This window comes from Actinospineispora spinosispora DSM 44797 (assembly GCF_000429025.1).
Classification (GTDB): Bacteria; Actinomycetota; Actinomycetes; order Mycobacteriales; family Pseudonocardiaceae; genus Pseudonocardia; species Pseudonocardia spinosispora.
Genome location: NZ_AUBB01000041.1, coordinates 14,406 through 30,724, shown reverse-complemented (window position 1 = coordinate 30,724; position 16,319 = coordinate 14,406). Strand labels below are relative to the sequence as shown.

At 70.2% G+C, this 16,319-nt stretch carries 18 protein-coding genes; 10 read left to right on the top strand and 8 right to left on the bottom strand.

Annotation, left to right across the window (positions count from 1 at the left end):
• The first annotated feature begins 192 nt into the window (after positions 1-192).
• Both G406_RS57830 and G406_RS0119145 read left to right on the top strand, forming a co-directional pair.
• Entirely contained in the window at positions 193-4,308 is a 4,116-nt protein-coding gene (locus G406_RS57830) for a calcium-binding protein (protein ID WP_169736725.1), read from the top strand.
• A complete protein-coding gene (locus G406_RS0119145; protein WP_281172474.1) occupies positions 4,218-5,420 on the top strand; it encodes a tetratricopeptide repeat protein in 1,203 nt (400 codons plus the stop codon). The genes G406_RS57830 and G406_RS0119145 overlap by 91 nt, the downstream gene beginning before the upstream one ends.
• A gap of 42 nt (positions 5,421-5,462) precedes the next feature.
• Here G406_RS0119145 and G406_RS0119140 read toward each other — a convergent pair whose 3' ends face one another.
• Positions 5,463-6,176, bottom strand: a complete 714-nt coding sequence (locus G406_RS0119140; RefSeq protein ID WP_028935070.1) for a hypothetical protein — start codon at positions 6,174-6,176, stop codon at positions 5,463-5,465.
• Positions 6,177-6,493: 317 nt separating this feature from the next.
• On the opposite strand from G406_RS0119140, the gene G406_RS0119135 reads away from it, so the two are divergent.
• From G406_RS0119135 to G406_RS0119125, 3 genes are all read left to right on the top strand, one after another.
• Positions 6,494-6,739, top strand: coding sequence for a type II toxin-antitoxin system Phd/YefM family antitoxin (locus tag G406_RS0119135; RefSeq protein ID WP_028935069.1), 246 nt, complete (start codon positions 6,494-6,496; stop codon positions 6,737-6,739).
• The gene (locus G406_RS0119130) at positions 6,736-6,993 is read left to right on the top strand and encodes a type II toxin-antitoxin system RelE family toxin (protein WP_028935068.1); all 258 of its coding nucleotides are present in this window, start codon (positions 6,736-6,738) and stop codon (positions 6,991-6,993) included. Before G406_RS0119135 ends, G406_RS0119130 begins: the two co-directional genes overlap by 4 nt.
• Before the next feature lie 247 nt (positions 6,994-7,240).
• On the top strand, positions 7,241-7,657 hold the full coding sequence (locus G406_RS0119125) for a nuclear transport factor 2 family protein (RefSeq protein ID WP_028935067.1): 417 nt from the start codon (positions 7,241-7,243) through the stop codon (positions 7,655-7,657).
• Between the two features lie 10 nt (positions 7,658-7,667).
• Here the strand turns inward: G406_RS0119125 and G406_RS0119120 are convergent, their stop codons facing one another.
• From G406_RS0119120 to G406_RS0119105, 4 genes are all read right to left on the bottom strand, one after another.
• Positions 7,668-8,342 (bottom strand): TetR/AcrR family transcriptional regulator, encoded by a 675-nt coding sequence (locus G406_RS0119120; protein WP_028935066.1) that lies wholly within the window; start codon positions 8,340-8,342, stop codon positions 7,668-7,670.
• Positions 8,343-8,352: 10 nt separating this feature from the next.
• Positions 8,353-9,270: a fumarylacetoacetate hydrolase family protein gene (locus G406_RS0119115; RefSeq protein ID WP_028935065.1), complete on the bottom strand. Its 918-nt coding sequence runs from the start codon at positions 9,268-9,270 to the stop codon at positions 8,353-8,355.
• A 9-nt stretch (positions 9,271-9,279) separates the two neighbouring features.
• Positions 9,280-9,867, bottom strand: a complete 588-nt coding sequence (locus G406_RS48050) for a VOC family protein (RefSeq protein ID WP_064742973.1) — start codon at positions 9,865-9,867, stop codon at positions 9,280-9,282.
• A 221-nt stretch (positions 9,868-10,088) separates the two neighbouring features.
• A complete protein-coding gene (locus G406_RS0119105) occupies positions 10,089-10,355 on the bottom strand; it encodes a helix-turn-helix transcriptional regulator (RefSeq protein WP_028935064.1) in 267 nt (88 codons plus the stop codon).
• Positions 10,356-10,439: 84 nt separating this feature from the next.
• Here G406_RS0119105 and map point away from each other — a divergent pair, with 84 nt between their 5' ends.
• Complete coding sequence (map, locus tag G406_RS0119100; protein WP_028935063.1) at positions 10,440-11,219, top strand: type I methionyl aminopeptidase; 780 nt, start codon at positions 10,440-10,442, stop codon at positions 11,217-11,219.
• Between the two features lie 8 nt (positions 11,220-11,227).
• Here map and G406_RS48045 read toward each other — a convergent pair whose 3' ends face one another.
• The 3 genes from G406_RS48045 to G406_RS0119085 all read right to left on the bottom strand — a co-directional run bounded on the left by G406_RS48045 (position 11,228) and on the right by G406_RS0119085 (position 12,370).
• The gene (locus G406_RS48045; RefSeq protein ID WP_028935062.1) at positions 11,228-11,521 is read right to left on the bottom strand and encodes a hypothetical protein; all 294 of its coding nucleotides are present in this window, start codon (positions 11,519-11,521) and stop codon (positions 11,228-11,230) included.
• Between the two features lie 3 nt (positions 11,522-11,524).
• Positions 11,525-11,839: an AbrB/MazE/SpoVT family DNA-binding domain-containing protein gene (locus G406_RS0119090; RefSeq protein WP_051342353.1), complete on the bottom strand. Its 315-nt coding sequence runs from the start codon at positions 11,837-11,839 to the stop codon at positions 11,525-11,527.
• A 78-nt stretch (positions 11,840-11,917) separates the two neighbouring features.
• A complete protein-coding gene (locus G406_RS0119085) occupies positions 11,918-12,370 on the bottom strand; it encodes a winged helix-turn-helix transcriptional regulator (RefSeq protein ID WP_028935060.1) in 453 nt (150 codons plus the stop codon).
• Between the two features lie 90 nt (positions 12,371-12,460).
• Here G406_RS0119085 and G406_RS0119080 point away from each other — a divergent pair, with 90 nt between their 5' ends.
• From G406_RS0119080 to G406_RS0119065, 4 genes are read left to right on the top strand one after another with little or no spacing between them, the layout of a single operon-like run.
• Entirely contained in the window at positions 12,461-13,351 is an 891-nt protein-coding gene (locus G406_RS0119080; protein WP_028935059.1) for a nitrilase family protein, read from the top strand.
• Between the two features lie 5 nt (positions 13,352-13,356).
• Complete coding sequence (locus G406_RS0119075; RefSeq protein WP_028935058.1) at positions 13,357-14,502, top strand: hypothetical protein; 1,146 nt, start codon at positions 13,357-13,359, stop codon at positions 14,500-14,502.
• Entirely contained in the window at positions 14,499-15,812 is a 1,314-nt protein-coding gene (locus tag G406_RS0119070) for an amidase (protein WP_028935057.1), read from the top strand. The genes G406_RS0119075 and G406_RS0119070 overlap by 4 nt, the downstream gene beginning before the upstream one ends.
• A 26-nt stretch (positions 15,813-15,838) precedes the next feature.
• The gene (locus tag G406_RS0119065) at positions 15,839-16,243 is read left to right on the top strand and encodes a tautomerase family protein (RefSeq protein ID WP_028935056.1); all 405 of its coding nucleotides are present in this window, start codon (positions 15,839-15,841) and stop codon (positions 16,241-16,243) included.
• Positions 16,244-16,319: the final 76 nt, after the last annotated feature.

Genomic DNA, 16,319 nt, shown 5'->3' with positions numbered 1-16,319 from the left:
TCGACCCGGCTGATCTGGCAACTCTCTCGCGTCCGGTCTGTGGCCCCTGTTGTGCCGTCGGGACGTTCGCGGTGTCAACCCTCTCGTTCGGAGTGCGTGGTGAGCATGTCGGTGTCGGCGGTTTCTCGGGGACGCGTGTGCGCGCTCCCGGTCACCGACGCACCCGTGCGGTGGTTGCCGCGACTCGGACCGATGACAGTTCTGCTGATCGGCTCCGGGTTGGTGTGGCTGATCGCCACGCTGGCCTCGCCGCTCTCGTCGGCGACACCGGCCGTGTCCTTGGCCGCGGCCGTTCACGCAATGCCGGCCGCCGGCCCGAGCGCGGGCCCGGGAGGCCCGGGGGATTCCTCCACGGGCGACTCCGTGGTCAGCAAGCCCGGTGGCCACAAGGCGAGTGACTCCTCGGGTGGCTCGGGTTCGGGATCGAGTGGTTCCGCCGCGGGCGAGCGGCAGGCGCCGAGGAGACCCCAGATCACCGATGCCAGCGCCGATCAGCGCGAGGCGGCACCACCGCAACGAGGCGTGACCGAGGCCGGCACCGTGCACCAGCCGGTCCGATCGACATCGCAAGCCTCGACCACACCGATGGCCACGAACACCGGACTCGAGCAGCAGGGCACGGCGGTACGCACGGTGGTCAAGGCCCTGTCCACCGCCGCCGCGATGGGCGAGCAGGTGACCGCGACGGCACAGCGATACCGGGCGGGCCTGGACGCCACACCGCTGGCGGGGCAAGCACCGGCCGACTGGCCGGGCCCGCCGCTTCGCCCCCGCTCCGCCAGCTCGGGTTCGAGCGCTCTGGCATCGTGCCTGGGTTCCGGTTCGGGCTGCTCGGGCCTGGCACCGAAGCGCGTGACGGGGCTCTTGCCGGGACCGGTGTCCGGTCGCGGCAGTAACTCACCTGACCAACCGGCCCAGCTCCCCGGACCGATCCCCACCAGTGCCGGAGCCGGTAGCCCGGGCAGCGGCACCGGCGGCGCGGGCCTGATCGGCATGGCCGGCTCTCTCGCACGGTGGGCCCACGCCACGGCGGAAGCAGGGTTGGCCGACGAGTCCGGTGCTCTTCTCATCCCCGACCCTGGGCACTCGCAGACGTCCTCGCGCGGTCCCCCGGACCGGACCGCTCTGCCTCCGCTGAACAGCTCCACCGATCGATCCGCACCCAGGACTGCCGACCTGACCGGCGACGACAACGCTGCCGGTCGGCCGTCCGGCGAGCAGGACGCACCGCATGCGCGTTTGAGTGGTTCCGGGATGGCCGTGCCGACCAGCGATGGCGGCGAGCTGACCATCACCCCGACCACTCGTAGCCGCAACTCCGAGGTCACACCCGACCTGGCCAACGGCCGGTACCTGATCACCGCCAAGAACGCCCAGGCACCCGGCTCCTACGACTTCCACCTCGGCATGCCCGCCGGCAGCAAAGCCACCCCGAACGCCCGCGGCGGGGTCGACATCATCAACGCCGCCGGACGCAAGACCCAGACCATCGCCGCCCCGTGGGCCAAGGACGCCAACGGCCAAGCGATGCCCACCCGGTTCGAGGTCCACGGCGACACCCTGACCCAGCACGTCGCGTTCGACGAGAACACCGCCTACCCCGTCCTCGCCGACCCCGCACCCGCCGGCCCCGCCGCGCCCGCCGGCCCGGCCCCAGCTGGTCCCGCTGCACCCGCCGGCCCGGCCGCCCCCGCTGGACCCGCGCCCGCCGGCCCCGCTCCCTCGGGACCCGGGCCTACGGCTCCGGCGGCACCACCGACTCCCACTCCCCCGCCGGCCGCGCCGGCGACTCCGGAACCCACACCCCCGCCACCGGCGGCACCCACGCCTCCGCCAGCACCCGTGACCCCGCCGGCACCGGTGACCCCGCCGCCGGCGCCGGTAACCCCGCCCCCGCCCGCGCCGGCCGCGCCGCCGGTTCCGACGGCCGCGCCCGCTACACCCGCCGCCGTAGCGCCGCCCGTCACCCCGCAACCGACCCCGCCGCCGGTCGCCGCACCTGTGTCGACCCCGCCCTCCGCGCCGGTAGTGCCGCCCACCTCGGGGCCGACCCCGCCGATTCCCACGGCCACACCGGTGGCCCCCTCGAATGAGGCCGCGACCCCACCGGTGGTCACCCCCCGGCCCGACACCCCGGCCACCCCGGTTCCCACCACCCCGGTTCCCACGGTGGTGCCGGCGGCCGCGCACAACGAGGGCACCCCACCGACCGCGCCCGTCCCCGGCCAGCCTGAGAAGCAGGCACCGGTGATCATCGATGCGCAGGGCAACGCGTTCGTCTGCACCCAGTGCTCGAACACCCAGGTCGACCTCGGCGCCCCCGCGGCCCAGCAGGGTCAGGGCCCGGCCGTGACCTACAGCGGCGACGGCCACAACGTCCGGATCCTCAACCCCGGTCGTTCGGTGACCGTGAACGGTGACCACAACCAGATCAACGCCGACGGCGGCTCGGGCAACACCGCCCAGGCCGGCGACGGCAACCACAACCAGGTCGTCACCGGACCCGGCGACAACAACCAAGCCCTCGTCGGAAACGGCAACGCCAACCGCGCCACCGCCGGCTACGGCTCACACAACACCGCCACGACCGGCGACGGCACCGACAACAAAGCCCTCACCGGCGCCGGCAGCGACAACCTCGCCTCGGTCGGAAACGGAAACAACAACACCGCCACCACCGGACGCGGCTCGGGCAACACCGCGGCCGGTGGGGACGGCGACAACCTGCGCATCACCACCGGAGCCGGCAACGACAACCACGCCGAAGCAGGCAACGGCAGCAACAACCAGGTCACCGCCGGACGCGGCTCGGGCAACACAGCCCTGACCGGAGACGGCAACCACAACCGGGTCATCACCGGCGCCGGGAACGACAACCTCGCCGCCGCCGGACATGGCGACGACAACCAGGTCACCGCCGGGGGACCCGGAAACCGCAACCTCGCCCTCGCCGGAGACGGCGACCGCAACCGGGTCGTCACCGGCCCCGGGGACGACAACCTCGCCGCGGTCGGCGCCGGCAACGACAACTACACCCGCACCGGCCCCGGCAACCGCAACTCCACCCTCAGCGGCCCCGGCGAGAACAACCGAACCCAACTCGGTTCCGGACAGGGCAACACCGCCAACCAACACCTCGTCGGCCCGAACCAGACCCGCGCGTTCACCCCACTCGACGTGCCCGAAGACCGATCCCCGGTCCTGCACCCCGACCAACCTCGGGGCGGCATCCTCGGCGCACCCCCACCCCTCTACCAAGGTCTGGACCGCGACGCCGACAAGCAGGGGCCGGGCCACGTGGAGCCGTTGGTCTCGCCGTATCTGAAGTCGGTTGAATCCGGGGCGCAGAACTACATCGGCAAGTACAACCGCTACCAGCGCACCCTGCGCGACGCGACCACCCGGCATCTCATCGCCTCCGACCAGATGCGAACCGTGGCCGGCTCACTACGGGACTCGACGCTGCCCGGCACCAACACCGCCGCCGGGTTGGCCGACCGGTACGGCCAGTACCGGGAAGGACGGGCCAGGTGGTACGGCAGCCAGTCCGACAGGCTCGGCCAGATCACGAAACAGAACCTGGACGGCATGCGCCCGGGGAACATGTTCAAGCGCGAGTACGCCCCGAGGCTCAGCCCGGTGACCGGACAACCCGCGCAGACCGTGCAGCGCGGCATTTCCGGCCAGGGCCTGCACGGGTACCTGCCTGAACGGGTCCAGCGTGGCGCCAGCTGGACCCCAGCCGACCGCATCAACCGAATTCCAGCTCCCGACAAAGCGAACCCGAAGACTCTCGATCCGCGTTTCCCCCAGGGCACGAACCCGGCGATCACCGACAACCCCGCGGTCAAGGCGAACCCACGGCTGCCGGTCAGCACGAACATGACAGAGATCGGTGGGCCACGGCTGCTGGAGACCGGTCGACGTGCACTGACCAAGGTCGCTGGTCCCACCGGGCTCATTCTGGGCGCCGGTGATGTGGCGTACCAGATCCACCAGGGCGTCAAACCGGGCGAGGCGATCGGTAAGACCGGTGCCGGGATCGTGGTCTCCGCGGCCGCCGGGGGTGCCGCCACCGCGGCGTTGTCCACCGCGGCCGCTTCTGCCCTCGTGCCGGGGCCTGGTTGGGCGGTGGCCGGCGGGATCATCGTCGGCATCGGGGCCAGCTACGCCTGGGATGCTTTGGGTGGCTCGGAGAAGGCCGCCCAGTTCGGTGGCTGGGCACAGGACAAGGGCACCGAAGCGGTCGAGGGCATCAAAAACACGGCGGTGGATGCCTGGAACGGCGTCACGCACGCATTCGGCTAGCGAGCCTGGGCACTACTGGGCGGGAGGAGCGCACCGTGATCGGGTTCGGGCGCGACCGGGCCGCCGGGCCGGTCAGGCTGGGCGCGACCAGGCGGGCGATGGCTCGTGCTGAGCGGCTTCGCGCGCGTGGGCATCAGGACCAGGCACTGACGGTGCTCGAGGAGCTGTTGGCCCACGGGGTGGACAACCCGGTCGCGGACGCGCTGGTACGCCTCGACCGCGCCGCGGTTCTCCTCGAGCTGGACCGACCAGAACAGGCCTTGACCGGATTCGACGAGCTGCTGGCCCGCCACGACCCGGGCAGCCTCGAACCCGGCGAGCTCTACATCGTCGCTTTCTCCGCCGGCTTCGAGCGTGCCGAGCTGCTGGCCGGTCTCGGGCAGTTCAGCGAGGCACTGGCCGGATTCGCCCGGTTGATCGAGCTGGACACTCGCCATCATGTCGGCGCCCTGGTGGACGTCCTGTGGGCGGCGAAGCTGCGTCACGCCGCCATGCTCGGTGCGCTCGGCCACCCCGACCAAGCCCTGACCGCATACCGCGAGGTACTCGAGCATCCACGCGGAGTGTTCGACCGAGGCCCCGAACCGGAGCACCTGATCCTGGCGGGACTCGACGCAGCCACACTGCTGGCCGAGCTGGGCCGCCCCCGGCAGGCGTTGGAGACCTACGACCAGCTGCTGGCCGAACACGGCGGCGACCGAGCCGAGAACTGGCAGCTCGCCCTGGCCCGAATGCGGCGTGGCGGGCTGCTGGCCGCCTTGGGTCGCACAGCCGAAGCCGTGACCGGCTATCAGGAGTTGCTGACCCGACACGACGACGTGCTCACCCCGCGCGCTCGACACCCCGGCCTGATCGATTCCCAGCGACGCCAGGTCGTCCTTGAGACAGCACTGGCCCTCGGGGATCTCTTCGCCGAACACGACCGAGTCGAGGAGGCACTGGCCACCTACGCCACGATCCCGAACAGCCACGCCGGCGCCCCCGCCGACTGGCTCCGCGAGCTGGCCGCCACCGCCCTACGCCGCAGCAGCGACCTACTCGAGGGCCTCGGCCGCCACCGCGACGCCCTCGACGCTCTCGATCGCGCCGACAAACTCCTGCTCCCCAGCTGAGCCACCACGCCGAGCGCGGCCGCCGTCACCCCAGGCGCATGATCAGAGGTGGCGCAGCGCCTGCCGACCCTCCTCGGTGACCTCCGCGCCGGCGGCGATCGACGCGGCGACGCCCTGATACACCAAGTCCCACAACGCCGGGTTGGTCTGCAGCAAATCCAGTTCCAGCCACATGCCACCCCGTTCACCAGCCATCAGAACCAGCGCGACCGCCCCGGGGATGGGCTCGCCGGTGCTGTCGCGTTGCTCCGCCGCGCCGACCAGCGTCAGTTCATACAGCGGCAGCCACCCCGACCGGCGACCCCGTCTCGGCCCGACCCAGTCACTACCGGCCACGACCGGTGGCGGGAACTCGCTGCGGCAAGCCCGCCACCGCCACCACAGCGACAACACGACAGGCACCACCAGCAACCACAGCCCAGTGCTGACAGGCAGGTCGCGAAACCCCACGAAGAACACGAACACGAACACCGAAACAGCCGCGACCCACGACGACTCCCACGCCGCCGCCACCAGCCGCGCCCGCCCGGACACCACCACCGCTTCCAACGCCGGCCGTTCCGCCGGACCGATCTGCCAACGCCGCCGCGGCTGGCGCGGATCCAGATGGATCACCTCAGCCGGGTGCCGATAGGACGCGTCTGAGCGGCGCGGCGCGGCCGGCGGGCGCGGTTCACCGAACGCATCAGGGCGCACGACGGCAGAAGGCTGCTCCGGCTTCGCCGAACCAGCGCTCTGTTCGATGTCATCGCCCACCGGCGCAACCTTTCACAGGCAGATGAACAAGACACGAACGTATCGGCCGCGCACAACCGCGGGCTGCAACAGCGCCCCGAGCTGCGATGAATGTCGGTGTCGGCCGCTACCGTTCACACTGGCGCACTCGAGACCTGGCTGGATAGGGGGATGACCGGCAGGCTCGAGGGTCTCTCTCCCGGTTCGCTACACCGGAGACCGTGGTTCGCACCGCGAGCCGGGTGTGGCTGTCCCGAAGTGGTATGACCTCTCCGGGCGACAGCGATGCACTCACTACAGATTGGTACAAAATGACAAATATTTTGTACAATTAAGGTATGTCGACGATGAGTGTGAGCGATGCCCGCGGGCAGCTACCCGAGGTTATCGAGACCGCGCACACTGAAGCGGTCACCCTCGAGCGCCACGGGCGCCCGGTCGCGGTCATCATCAGCCCGGACCGCTACGAGGCACTGTTGGCTCTTGCCGAGGACGCCGAAGATGTCGCTGCCTATGACGAAGCCATGGCCGATGAGGGGCCGAACATCCCATGGGACCAGGTCAAGGCGGACCTGGGTCTGTGACCTACCGGATCGAGCTGCGGCCGGCGGCGGCAAAGGCACTACGGAAACTGGACAAGCAGGCCCAGCGCCGCATCCAAGGCACCATCGCACTCCTTGCGGAGAACCCTCGCCCACCCGCGGCGACACCACTTGGCGGGCGACCAGCGTGGCGAGTCCGTACCGGTGACTACCGCATCGTCTACCAGATCGACGACGGCGTGCTGCTTGTCGTCGTGGTCGCTGTGGGCCACCGACGCGAGGTCTACCGGACTTAGCTGCCCGCCGCGGAGGCATCCGGTCAACTGTGCAGTGGCCGACTCCGATACGGGTCCGGCTGGCAGCCGCCACCGTTCACGCATCGCAGCGTCCGCGATAATGCGCGACACCGCGCACCGCGTCGTCACAGCGCGCACTGTGCACGGGGCGCGGTGTGGACTTCCGGTGCGCGGTGTCGGCGCGGTGACGGTGATCTTGTCCGATTTCCGCCAGCACGCCCAGGGCGTGCGTACCTAGCCTTCTGTCATGGAGACGGATAATCGGACCATCGTCCAGTCGGCGTGGCACGCGTTCGCGACTCACGATGCGGAGCAGATCGTCCAGCTCTTCACCGAGGACGCCGAATGGCTGGCCCCGGCGGGCAATGCGACCGCTGTCGCGCTCGGCGTGCCCAGCCACATGGTCGGCCGTGACGCGATCGCGCGGTTCCTGGCGCACGACTTCCCTCGGCTGTTCGTCAGTGGTGTGGAGCTGGACTTCCACGGTTTCCACGCCGACGGTGACCGGGTCGTCGTGGAGGAGACGATGCGCGCGACCCTGGCGAACGGTCACGCCTATACCAACGACTACTGCTTTGTCTTCACCGTGCGAGACGGGCTGATCTGCCACGTCCGCGAGTACATGGATACGGCGGCCGGGCATCGCGCGATCTTCGGCGAGTGACCCTGTCCGCTCACCTCGGGCGCGTGGCGACGTCGAACGCGTCGAGTTCGCGCAGGACCTCCGGCGCGAAGGTGATCGACGGGTCCAGTCGTGCCGCGGTGCGCAGGGTCGTGACCAGTGCGGCGGTGGCGAGCTCGACGATGGTGTCGATGTCGAGGTCACCGTGGGTGATGCGGTCGATCATCAGCTCGTCGAGGTGACCGACCCAGCCGTGCATCCCGGCACGCAACGCGGGCGGCAGCGGCTCGGTGATGCCGACCATCAGCAGGAGCCATTGCGCGCCCTGCCATCGCAACGTGTCGAGCGCGGACTGCTGATCGGGGTCCACGCCGATGTTGCCGCGCACGAACGCGACGAAACTGTCGGCGTAGCCGTCGACGTGGGTGATGTGGCTGCGCATGCTGTGCCGGAGCCGGTCGACGAGTGAGGCGCCCTGAGGTGCCGGCGCGAGCTGGTGCTGGGCGATCTCCGCCGCGATCTCGTCGAGCACGGCCTGGTACAGGCCGCGCTTGTTGACGAAATGGTGGGTGATCAGCCCGTACGCCACGTCGGCCTTCTCCGCGATCTGGGCGGTGGTGACCTGGTCGTAGGGGCGAGTGGTGAACAGCGACCTGGCCGCGTCGACGAGTGCCCGGCGTCCTTCGCCGACGACCTTGCGGGCTCGGGTCGTCTGCCTGGGCGCCATCACGGTGAATCTACCCGGACGGCGTCGGCGTCACGGCCGGACGGGCGCTGACCGGGTTGGTCAGCTCGCCGATGCCGTCCACCTCGATGCGCACGGTGTCGCCGGGCCGCAGGAATCGGCCGACCGGCCATCCGGTCCCGGAGAACGTGCCGCAGGCGATGACGTCCCCGGGTTCCAGCACACAGAACCCGCTGAGCCGGCTGAGGATCTCGGCGGGCGACAGGATCAGGTCGGCGATGCGGCCGCGTTGACGCAGCTCGCCGTTGAGGTAGGTGCGCAGCTCACTGTCGCGCGGGTCGAACCGGTCGGCGGTGACCAGCCAGGGCCCGAGCGGCCCGTGGCTGGGGTAGCCCTTCGCCATCGCCGCCGAGGTGGGGTTGTCGGTCTGCCAGTCGCGCACCGACACGTCGTTCGCGATGAGGTACCCGGCGATGGCCCGGCGCGCGGTCTCCGGGCTCACGTCGTGGATGCGTGTCCCGACAACCACCGCCAGCTCGCCTTCCCAGTCGACCTTCGAGGCGTCCCGGGGCAGGACGATCGGATCATCCGGTCCGCAGATCGACGAGGTGGCTTTCGCGAAGAACAACGGATGACGCGGACGAGGATGGGCCAGCAGGTAACCGGCGGCGATGCGCAGCAGCCTGGGCTCACGCACCAGCCACCGCACGGTGACGTCCTTGCGGTGATCCGGCGCGTTGAGCCCGATCGCAAGGTATTTCGGCGGGTCCGGCACCGGAGCGCACTGCCTCACGTCCGTGAGCGGCCGGCGTGGGGACCGCGTGACCAGCGACGGCAGCTCGGCGGCCCAGTCGGGCCGCCCCAGGAGCTCGCGGATCGACGCCGGGCCGGTCAGCTCGGCGACGTCCTCGCCGAGGATCACTCCCGGACGAGCGCCGCCGTCGCCGGTGTGAAAGGTCGTCAGTCGCACCGGTCGCCCCTAGAGCGTCTTCCAGCGCAGGGTGCGCATGCCCGCGCGGGCCGGGCGATCGTCGGGAGGTGCCGAGCCCTGCGTGACCAGGGTGGAGATCGGCACGTCGGCGGCCAGCCGGCGTTCCAGGACATCGGGGTCGAACTCGACGCCGATCGGGTTGCGCGCGAAGTCGCCGCCGGAGAACCATCCGTGCAGCTCGTCGCTGGTCGAGAAGTTGTCGACCTGCAGCTCGATCCGGTGCCCGTCGGGATCCTCGTAGTACATCGACGTGGTGGGGCCGTGGTTGATGCACCACACCGGCTCGATCCCGGCGTCGGCGAGGCGCCGGTAGGTGGCGACCAGGGTCCCGAGATCGTCGAGGGTGAACGCGACGTGGTCCACACCCCAGAACTTGCGGTAGTACCGCCACACCGCTCCCGGGACCCGGAGCAGCCCCGGCACGGTGACCAGCGCGATGCGGTGGTGCTCGTCGTCGTAGGTGAGGAACGCGAGGCGCTCGTTCTCGAAGACCACCGTCGCGTCGAGCACCTGGATGTACCAGTCGATCATCCGTCTCGGCCGGGGAGTCTTGTAGACGACGTGAGCGAGCCTCATGGTGCGTACTCTCACATACTGACTGATAAACAGTCAATCGCGATCGGACGGCCGGGAATCTTTGGCGGGCGTCGTACGTTGGAGGGGATGTTCAGGTCGGGCGGACTGTGTCCCCGGGTCTCACAATTGAAACGCCGCCAGGGACGATCGTTCGGCTGAAGCCCTGGTGCGCCACTCGCCGCGAGGCGACCACCGCCCGATCTGAACCCATACCCCGCGAGTCAGGACGCCGCTTCGAGGCGCGGACTGTTGCGCCAGACGGCGGCCAGGTCCTGGATCGGCAGGTCGAGCACCTCGCTGAGGCAGGCGATCGTGCCGAACGCCGGCGTCGGGAGCCTTCCGGTCTCGATCTTGCGCAGCGTCTCCGGTGACATGCCGGCCGCCCGCGCCACCTCGCCGAGATCGCGTTCCGCCCGCGCGTCACGCAGCAGCCTTCCGAGACGCCGGCCAGCCTCGATCTGTTCTGGGGTGAGCGGGTTGCGGACCACGACACCAGGGTACGGTTGGTATTTAAATACCCGCAAGTGCTACGTTGGTATTATTATACCGATGCACGACGCGTGAGGACCCCCATGATCGAGTTGAAGTCGCCCGCCGAGATCGAACGGATGCACACCACCGGGCAGTTCGTCGCCCAGGTCCTGTCCGAGGTCGGCGAGCTGGCCGACGTGGGCGTCAACCTCCTCGACCTCGAACACCACGTGCGCGGCCGCATCCGTGAGCGCGGCGCGCAGTCCTGCTACTGGGACTACGCCCCGTCCTTCGGCAAGGGCCCGTTCCGCAACGTCATCTGCCTGTCGGTCAACGACGCGGTGCTGCACGGACTCCCCCACGACTACGTGCTGCGCGACGGGGACATGCTGAGCATGGACTTCGCGGTCGAGATCGACGGCTGGGTCGCCGACTCGGCCCGCACCGTCATCGTGGGCACCCCCGCCGATGAGGACCTGCGACTGCTGCGCGCGACCGAGGAAGCACTCACCGCCGGCATCGGGGCCGCGCGGCCGGGCAGCCGGATGGGCGACATCTCAGCGGCGATCGAGGCGGTCGCCACCGGCCACGGCTATCCGATCAACACGGAGTTCGGCGGCCACGGACTCGGTCGCACGATGCACGAGGACCCGCACGTCTCCAACAAAGGTCGCGCGGGCCGAGGTCTCCCCCTCCGGGCGGGCATGACCCTGGCACTCGAACCGTGGTTCGCCCGCACCACCGACCGCATCGTCTTCGACCCCGACGGCTGGACCATCCGCTCGGCCGACGGCTCACGCACCGCCCACTCCGAGCACACGATCGCGATCACCGAGGACGGCCCCCTGGTCCTCACTCAACGCCCACCCCACCAGGCGTGAACCCCGGATCAGGGGTTACGAAAGATGTCGTGTGTGCCGACGCGGCGCCACACCACGTGAGTCTCGCCCGGACGTTGCTCATCACCGTATTCGAACGTCGCCCGCCCGTCCGGCGCCCAGGTCATCTCCCACACCGCTGACGTACCCATGACTCGTTTGACCCGCAGACCGGGACGGAAACCGCCGGCTTTCAGGTCGATCACGAACTCGGTGAGCACAGTGGCCATGAACCGTTGCCGCTGTTGTGGGGTGAGTTTCTTCAGGTCGGCCAGAAACCTGGCCGCTCGGGCGAACGTGGGCATGGTTCAGGTTCGGTCGATGTCGTCGAACAACTCTGCCATGTCGTCGTAGACCGCCAGGTTGCCCCGGGCGATCTCGGCACTGGCCTCGCGTTCCCCGGCTTGCCATTCCTCGGTCCAGAACCATCGCTGGTCGGTGGGAATGACGGTCATTCCGCGCAGAGTCACCTCACCGTCGGCGTGAACGGTGAACTCGACCTCGTCCCCCTCAGCGAGATGCAGCGCACGGCGCACCTGCGGAGGCACGGTGAGCTGACCTTTTCTGCGTAGCTGGACACGCTCGACCACCTCGGCCGACTGAGACGGCTCACTGTCACCCATTGGTCCGCCCTCCGATCACTACCCACCCATCATGATGCCTCGGGCGAAGAAAATCCAACTGTCGGAAAGTAGCACCGGTCAGCTTGTGGGGACCTTGCGGACGAACGCGTCGTCGGCCGTGATGGGGCGGTCGTGGGCGTCGGTCACGTGGAGTTTCACCGGGCGCTGGGTCGCGTTGTCCAGCAGCACCGAGTGCGGCTCGTCCTCGTCGAACAGGTAGGTCTCACCCCATTGCCGCAGCGCCACCATGACGGCGAACAGGTCGCGGCCCTTCCTGGTCAGCGCGTACGCCTGGTAGGCGGTGCCGTCGGCGGCGGGGACCAGCTCCAGGATGTCCTGTGCGACGAGGTCGCGCAGCCGGGTGGCCAGGATGTTCTTGGCCAGTCCGAGGCTGCGCTGCAGCTCGCTGAACCTGCCGATGCCGTCGAGGACGTCCCGGACGATCAGCAGGGACCAGCGGTCCCCGATCACGTCCACGGTCCTGGCGACCGGACATTCCGCCCGCCGGTGACTCACGCCCCGCTCACTCATCACCCCTCCTGTCCGACTTAGTGGTTGCAAGTTTAAACCAGAATGCCTTACAGTCCCACCTGGTTTAAAAATGCAACCAGAGGAGCAGTGATGAGCGAGGACAAGCGGGTCAGCCCGGTCCGGGTCGCGGTGGTCCAGTTCGAGCCGCACGTGGGTGTCGAGAACCTGAAGGCCAACGCGCTGGCCGTGGAGAAGCGGATCACCGAGGCCGCCGAGGCGGGGGCCGGGCTGATCGTGCTGCCCGAGCTGGCCACGACGGGCTACGTGTTCGAGACCCGCGAGGAGGCGTTCGCGCACGCCGAGGCCGTGCCGGACGGCCCCACTGTGCAGTCCTTCGCCCGGCTGGCCGCCGAGCACGGCGTGTACATCGTGGGCTGCGTGGCCGAGCGGGCGGGCGCGAAGCTGTTCGACACCGCGATCCTGGTCGGGCCCGACGGCTACATCGGCCGGTACCGCAAGACGCACCTGTGGAACACCGAGAAGCTGTGGTTCACCCCGGGTGACGAGGGGTTCTCGGTGTACGACACCCCGATCGGCCGGATCGGGCTGCTGGTCTGCTGGGACATCTGGTTCCCGGAGACGGCCCGGATCGTGACCCAGCTCGGCGCGGACATCATCTGCATCCCGACCGGCTGGGTGTGGACCCCGCCGCCGCTCTACGACGCGAGCGGGGTGTGCATGGCGGCGCACCTGACGATCACCGCGGCGCACGCGAACAACGTGTTCATCGCGACCGCCGACCGGATCGGGGTGGAGCGCGGCGCCGGTTTCATGGGCAACTCGCTCATCGCCGGTACGACCGGCTGGCCGATCGACCGGATCGCGGGCCCGGACGAGGACACCATCCTCTACGCCGACGTCGACCTGACCGAGGCACGGACGGCTCCGATCTGGAACCAGAACAACGACCTGCACCGGGATCGGCGCACCGATCTCTACGACCAGATGCTCGGCTACCACGGCACCCCGCTGCCCCGGTAGACGCCATGACGACCACTCACGCGACTGCGCGCATCGCCGCGCGCGTCGCGGTGGCGGCGAGCTGCGCCGCACTCGTGGCACTCACGGTCTGGGCGGTGGGCACGGCCTCCACCGGCGGGCAGGCATGGAACGGCGACTATGCCGATGTACGAGGTCTGATCTCCTGGCTGCTGGCGGCGGTCAGTGAGCCGCAGTACTACGTGGTCACCGCGGCGGGCGCCGGTCTGCTCCTCGGTGGTCTGTTCGCCCACCTGGCGCCTCGGCGCTGGGCGGGGTTCGTGCAGGCCTGCGGCTCCGGCATCTGGCCGTGGGTCGTGGCCAGCGCGCTGACCAGCTTCGTCGCAGGGGTCCTGCTGTGGGGCTGGACCCTGCGGTACGGCCCGTGGCAGCCGCTGTTCGCACCGCTGGTCGCGGTGGCACCGGCCATGGTCGTCCTCTACGGCCCGAACCTGAGGACGTGTGTGACCGCGGCGGTCTCCGGGGCGCTACTGACTCCCCCGGCGTCGATCCTGGCGGTCACCTACCTCTGCACGCCCTGGCACCTGCCGCCGGTCGTCGGCGCCACGACAGGCATGTGGACCAGTGCGCTCGTGGCGTTCTGGCTGTGCCGGTTCCTGCCGTGGATGCCGGCGCCCGGCGCCTGGCGGGACGCCCCGGCGGGTGCGCCACCGGTGACCGGGCCGCTCTGGGTCGCGCGCCGGGCGCTGGCCGACTTCAGCGAGGCGCAGTTCTTCGGCAACGAGTGGGCGAGCGCGGCCATGCTGCTCGGCGCGACGCTGGCGTATCTCACCAGCCCGGCGCAGCTCGCGTACGGCAGCGGGCTGTTCCTCGCCGTGCTCGCCGCCCAGGCCGTCACGGCACTCGCCGGGGTGCTGATCTGGCGACGTCAGTGGCGCGCGCGGGGCTTCTACCCGACGTTCGTGCCGGTGGTGTCGGTCGCGCCGGCGGCCGTGCTGGCCTGCGGCGGCACCGCGGCGTCGGTGGTCCTCGGCGCGCTCGCCGGTGCGCTCGTCGCCCCACCTCTCGCGGCCGCGATCTCCCGGCGTCTGCCCGGCTACATCCATCCGTTCGTCGGCAACGTCGCCTCGATGAGCCTCTCGGCCGCGACGATCGTGCCGATCCTCACCCACATCCCTGGAGTCTCGGTATGACACGCACGATCGCCGACCTGGGCAAGGCTCTGCGTCGCCGGGAGACCTCGGCCCGGCAACTGACCGAGGACGCCCTGCGCGACGCCAAGGACCCGACGTTCAACGCGTTCGCCCTGGTGGACGAGGCGGGCGCCCGCGAGGCCGCCGCACGCGCCGATCGGGAACTGGCCGAGGGCGGTGACCGGGGTCCGCTGCACGGCATCCCGGTCGCGGTCAAGGACATCATCGACATGGCCGGCCTGCCCACGACCTGCGGATCGGCGACCTCGTTCGGCACCACCGCGTCACGTGACGCCGAGGTCGTGACCCGGCTGCGCGACCACGGCGCGGTGATCATCGGGAAGACCACGCTGCACGAGTTCGCCTACGGTTCGACCGGGGACCGCTCGGTGCACGGCCCGTCCCGCAACCCGCACGATCCGAGCCGGATCTCCGGTGGCAGCAGCGGGGGCAGCGCGGTGGCGGTGGCCTCCGGCGTGGTCCCGCTGTCGCTGGGCACCGACACTGTCGGCTCGGTGCGCGGGCCGGCGGCATTGTGCGGGGCGGTCGGCTTCAAACCCGCGTTCGACGCCGTCCCGAGCTCGGGGGTGTACGCGCTGGCACCCTCGCTCGACCACGTCGGCCTGTTCGCCTGGTCGGTCGAGGACGTCCTGCTCGGCTACGCCGCGCTCGCCGACACCGCACCCGACCCGCTGTCGCGCGATCCCCGGTCGCTCACCGTCGGCTGGGTTCGGGCGAGCGACTTCGCGACGGTCGACCCCCGGATCGAGGAGCTGACCTCCGCGCTGCTGGCCCGCGCCGGGTTCACCCCGTCCCGGGTGGACGGGTTCCCCGGCTGGGACCGGGACATGTTCGACGTGGTCACGACCCTGCAGAGCAGGGAGGCGTTCGAGGTGCACCGCCACCACCTCGACGCCGACCTCGACCTGATCGACCCGGAGGTCCTGGCCCGGCTGGAGCACGGTGGCCGGGTCTCCGCGGCGGACCACGCGGCCGCCGCCGAGGCGCGCGAGGAGCTGCGCGCGACGGTGCGTGAGCTGCTGGGGACCCATGACCTGCTGGCTCTGCCGACGGTGCCGATCGTGGCGCCGCCGATCGGCACCCGGAGTGTGCGGGTGGACGGCACCGAGCTGGAGGTCCGTTCGGCTCTGCTGTCGCTCACCAGCCCGTGGAACCTGACCGGCGACCCGGCGATCAGCGTCCCGGCCGGGCTCCTCGACGGACTACCCACGGCGGTCCAGCTGGTCGCCGCTCCCGGCAACGAACACCTCCTGTTCGCGGCGGCGCTGGCGCTGCAGGCCGCGCGCTGACCACCTCACCCGAAGGGAACCTCTCGATGCCGTCCATTCAGATCGACCTGCCACTGACCGTCCCCGCCGCCACGAAACAGGCGCTCGCCCAGCGGTTCGGCGAGATCTACGCGGAGATCATGCAGGTCGGCGCTGACCTGCTCACCGTGTCGATCCACGACGTCGGCGAGGGCGGTGTGTGGCGCTGCCACGAGTCCGGCCCGCCGACCCCGTCGGCGCTGATCATGTGTGACATCCGGGCCGGTCGCCCCGTCGAGACCCGGGCCAGGCTGGCCCAGGCCTTGATCGACGCCTGCACGGAACTGCTCGACCTGGACGCGCTGTGGATGAAGGTCGAGTTCACCCAGCACGCCGGCGACGAGATGTACCACCCGCACCTCGGCGGTTTCAACAAGGACTGGACGGGCAGCGAGCGCCACCCCGTCGCCTAGGCAGCGCCGTGCGGGTCATCTTCGCACGCGGCACCGCGCACCGTGAGTCCACACCGCGCCATGTGCACATAGCGCG

Bases quoted from the DNA above. Each gene is read 5' to 3' on its own strand.
- G406_RS57830 (WP_169736725.1), top strand. From the start codon at position 193: ATGACAGTTCTGCTGATCGGCTCCGGGTTGGTGTGGCTGATCGCCACG.
- G406_RS0119135 (WP_028935069.1), top strand. From the start codon at position 6,494: ATGTCGACGATGAGTGTGAGCGATGCCCGCGGGCAGCTACCCGAGGTT.
- G406_RS0119125 (WP_028935067.1), top strand. From the start codon at position 7,241: ATGGAGACGGATAATCGGACCATCGTCCAGTCGGCGTGGCACGCGTTC.
- G406_RS0119120 (WP_028935066.1), bottom strand. From the start codon at position 8,342: ATGGCGCCCAGGCAGACGACCCGAGCCCGCAAGGTCGTCGGCGAAGGA.
- G406_RS48050 (WP_064742973.1), bottom strand. From the start codon at position 9,867: ATGAGGCTCGCTCACGTCGTCTACAAGACTCCCCGGCCGAGACGGATG.
- map (WP_028935063.1), top strand. From the start codon at position 10,440: ATGATCGAGTTGAAGTCGCCCGCCGAGATCGAACGGATGCACACCACC.
- G406_RS48045 (WP_028935062.1), bottom strand. From the start codon at position 11,521: ATGCCCACGTTCGCCCGAGCGGCCAGGTTTCTGGCCGACCTGAAGAAA.
- G406_RS0119090 (WP_051342353.1), bottom strand. From the start codon at position 11,839: ATGGGTGACAGTGAGCCGTCTCAGTCGGCCGAGGTGGTCGAGCGTGTC.
- G406_RS0119085 (WP_028935060.1), bottom strand. From the start codon at position 12,370: ATGAGTGAGCGGGGCGTGAGTCACCGGCGGGCGGAATGTCCGGTCGCC.
- G406_RS0119080 (WP_028935059.1), top strand. From the start codon at position 12,461: ATGAGCGAGGACAAGCGGGTCAGCCCGGTCCGGGTCGCGGTGGTCCAG.
- G406_RS0119075 (WP_028935058.1), top strand. From the start codon at position 13,357: ATGACGACCACTCACGCGACTGCGCGCATCGCCGCGCGCGTCGCGGTG.
- G406_RS0119070 (WP_028935057.1), top strand. From the start codon at position 14,499: ATGACACGCACGATCGCCGACCTGGGCAAGGCTCTGCGTCGCCGGGAG.
- G406_RS0119065 (WP_028935056.1), top strand. From the start codon at position 15,839: ATGCCGTCCATTCAGATCGACCTGCCACTGACCGTCCCCGCCGCCACG.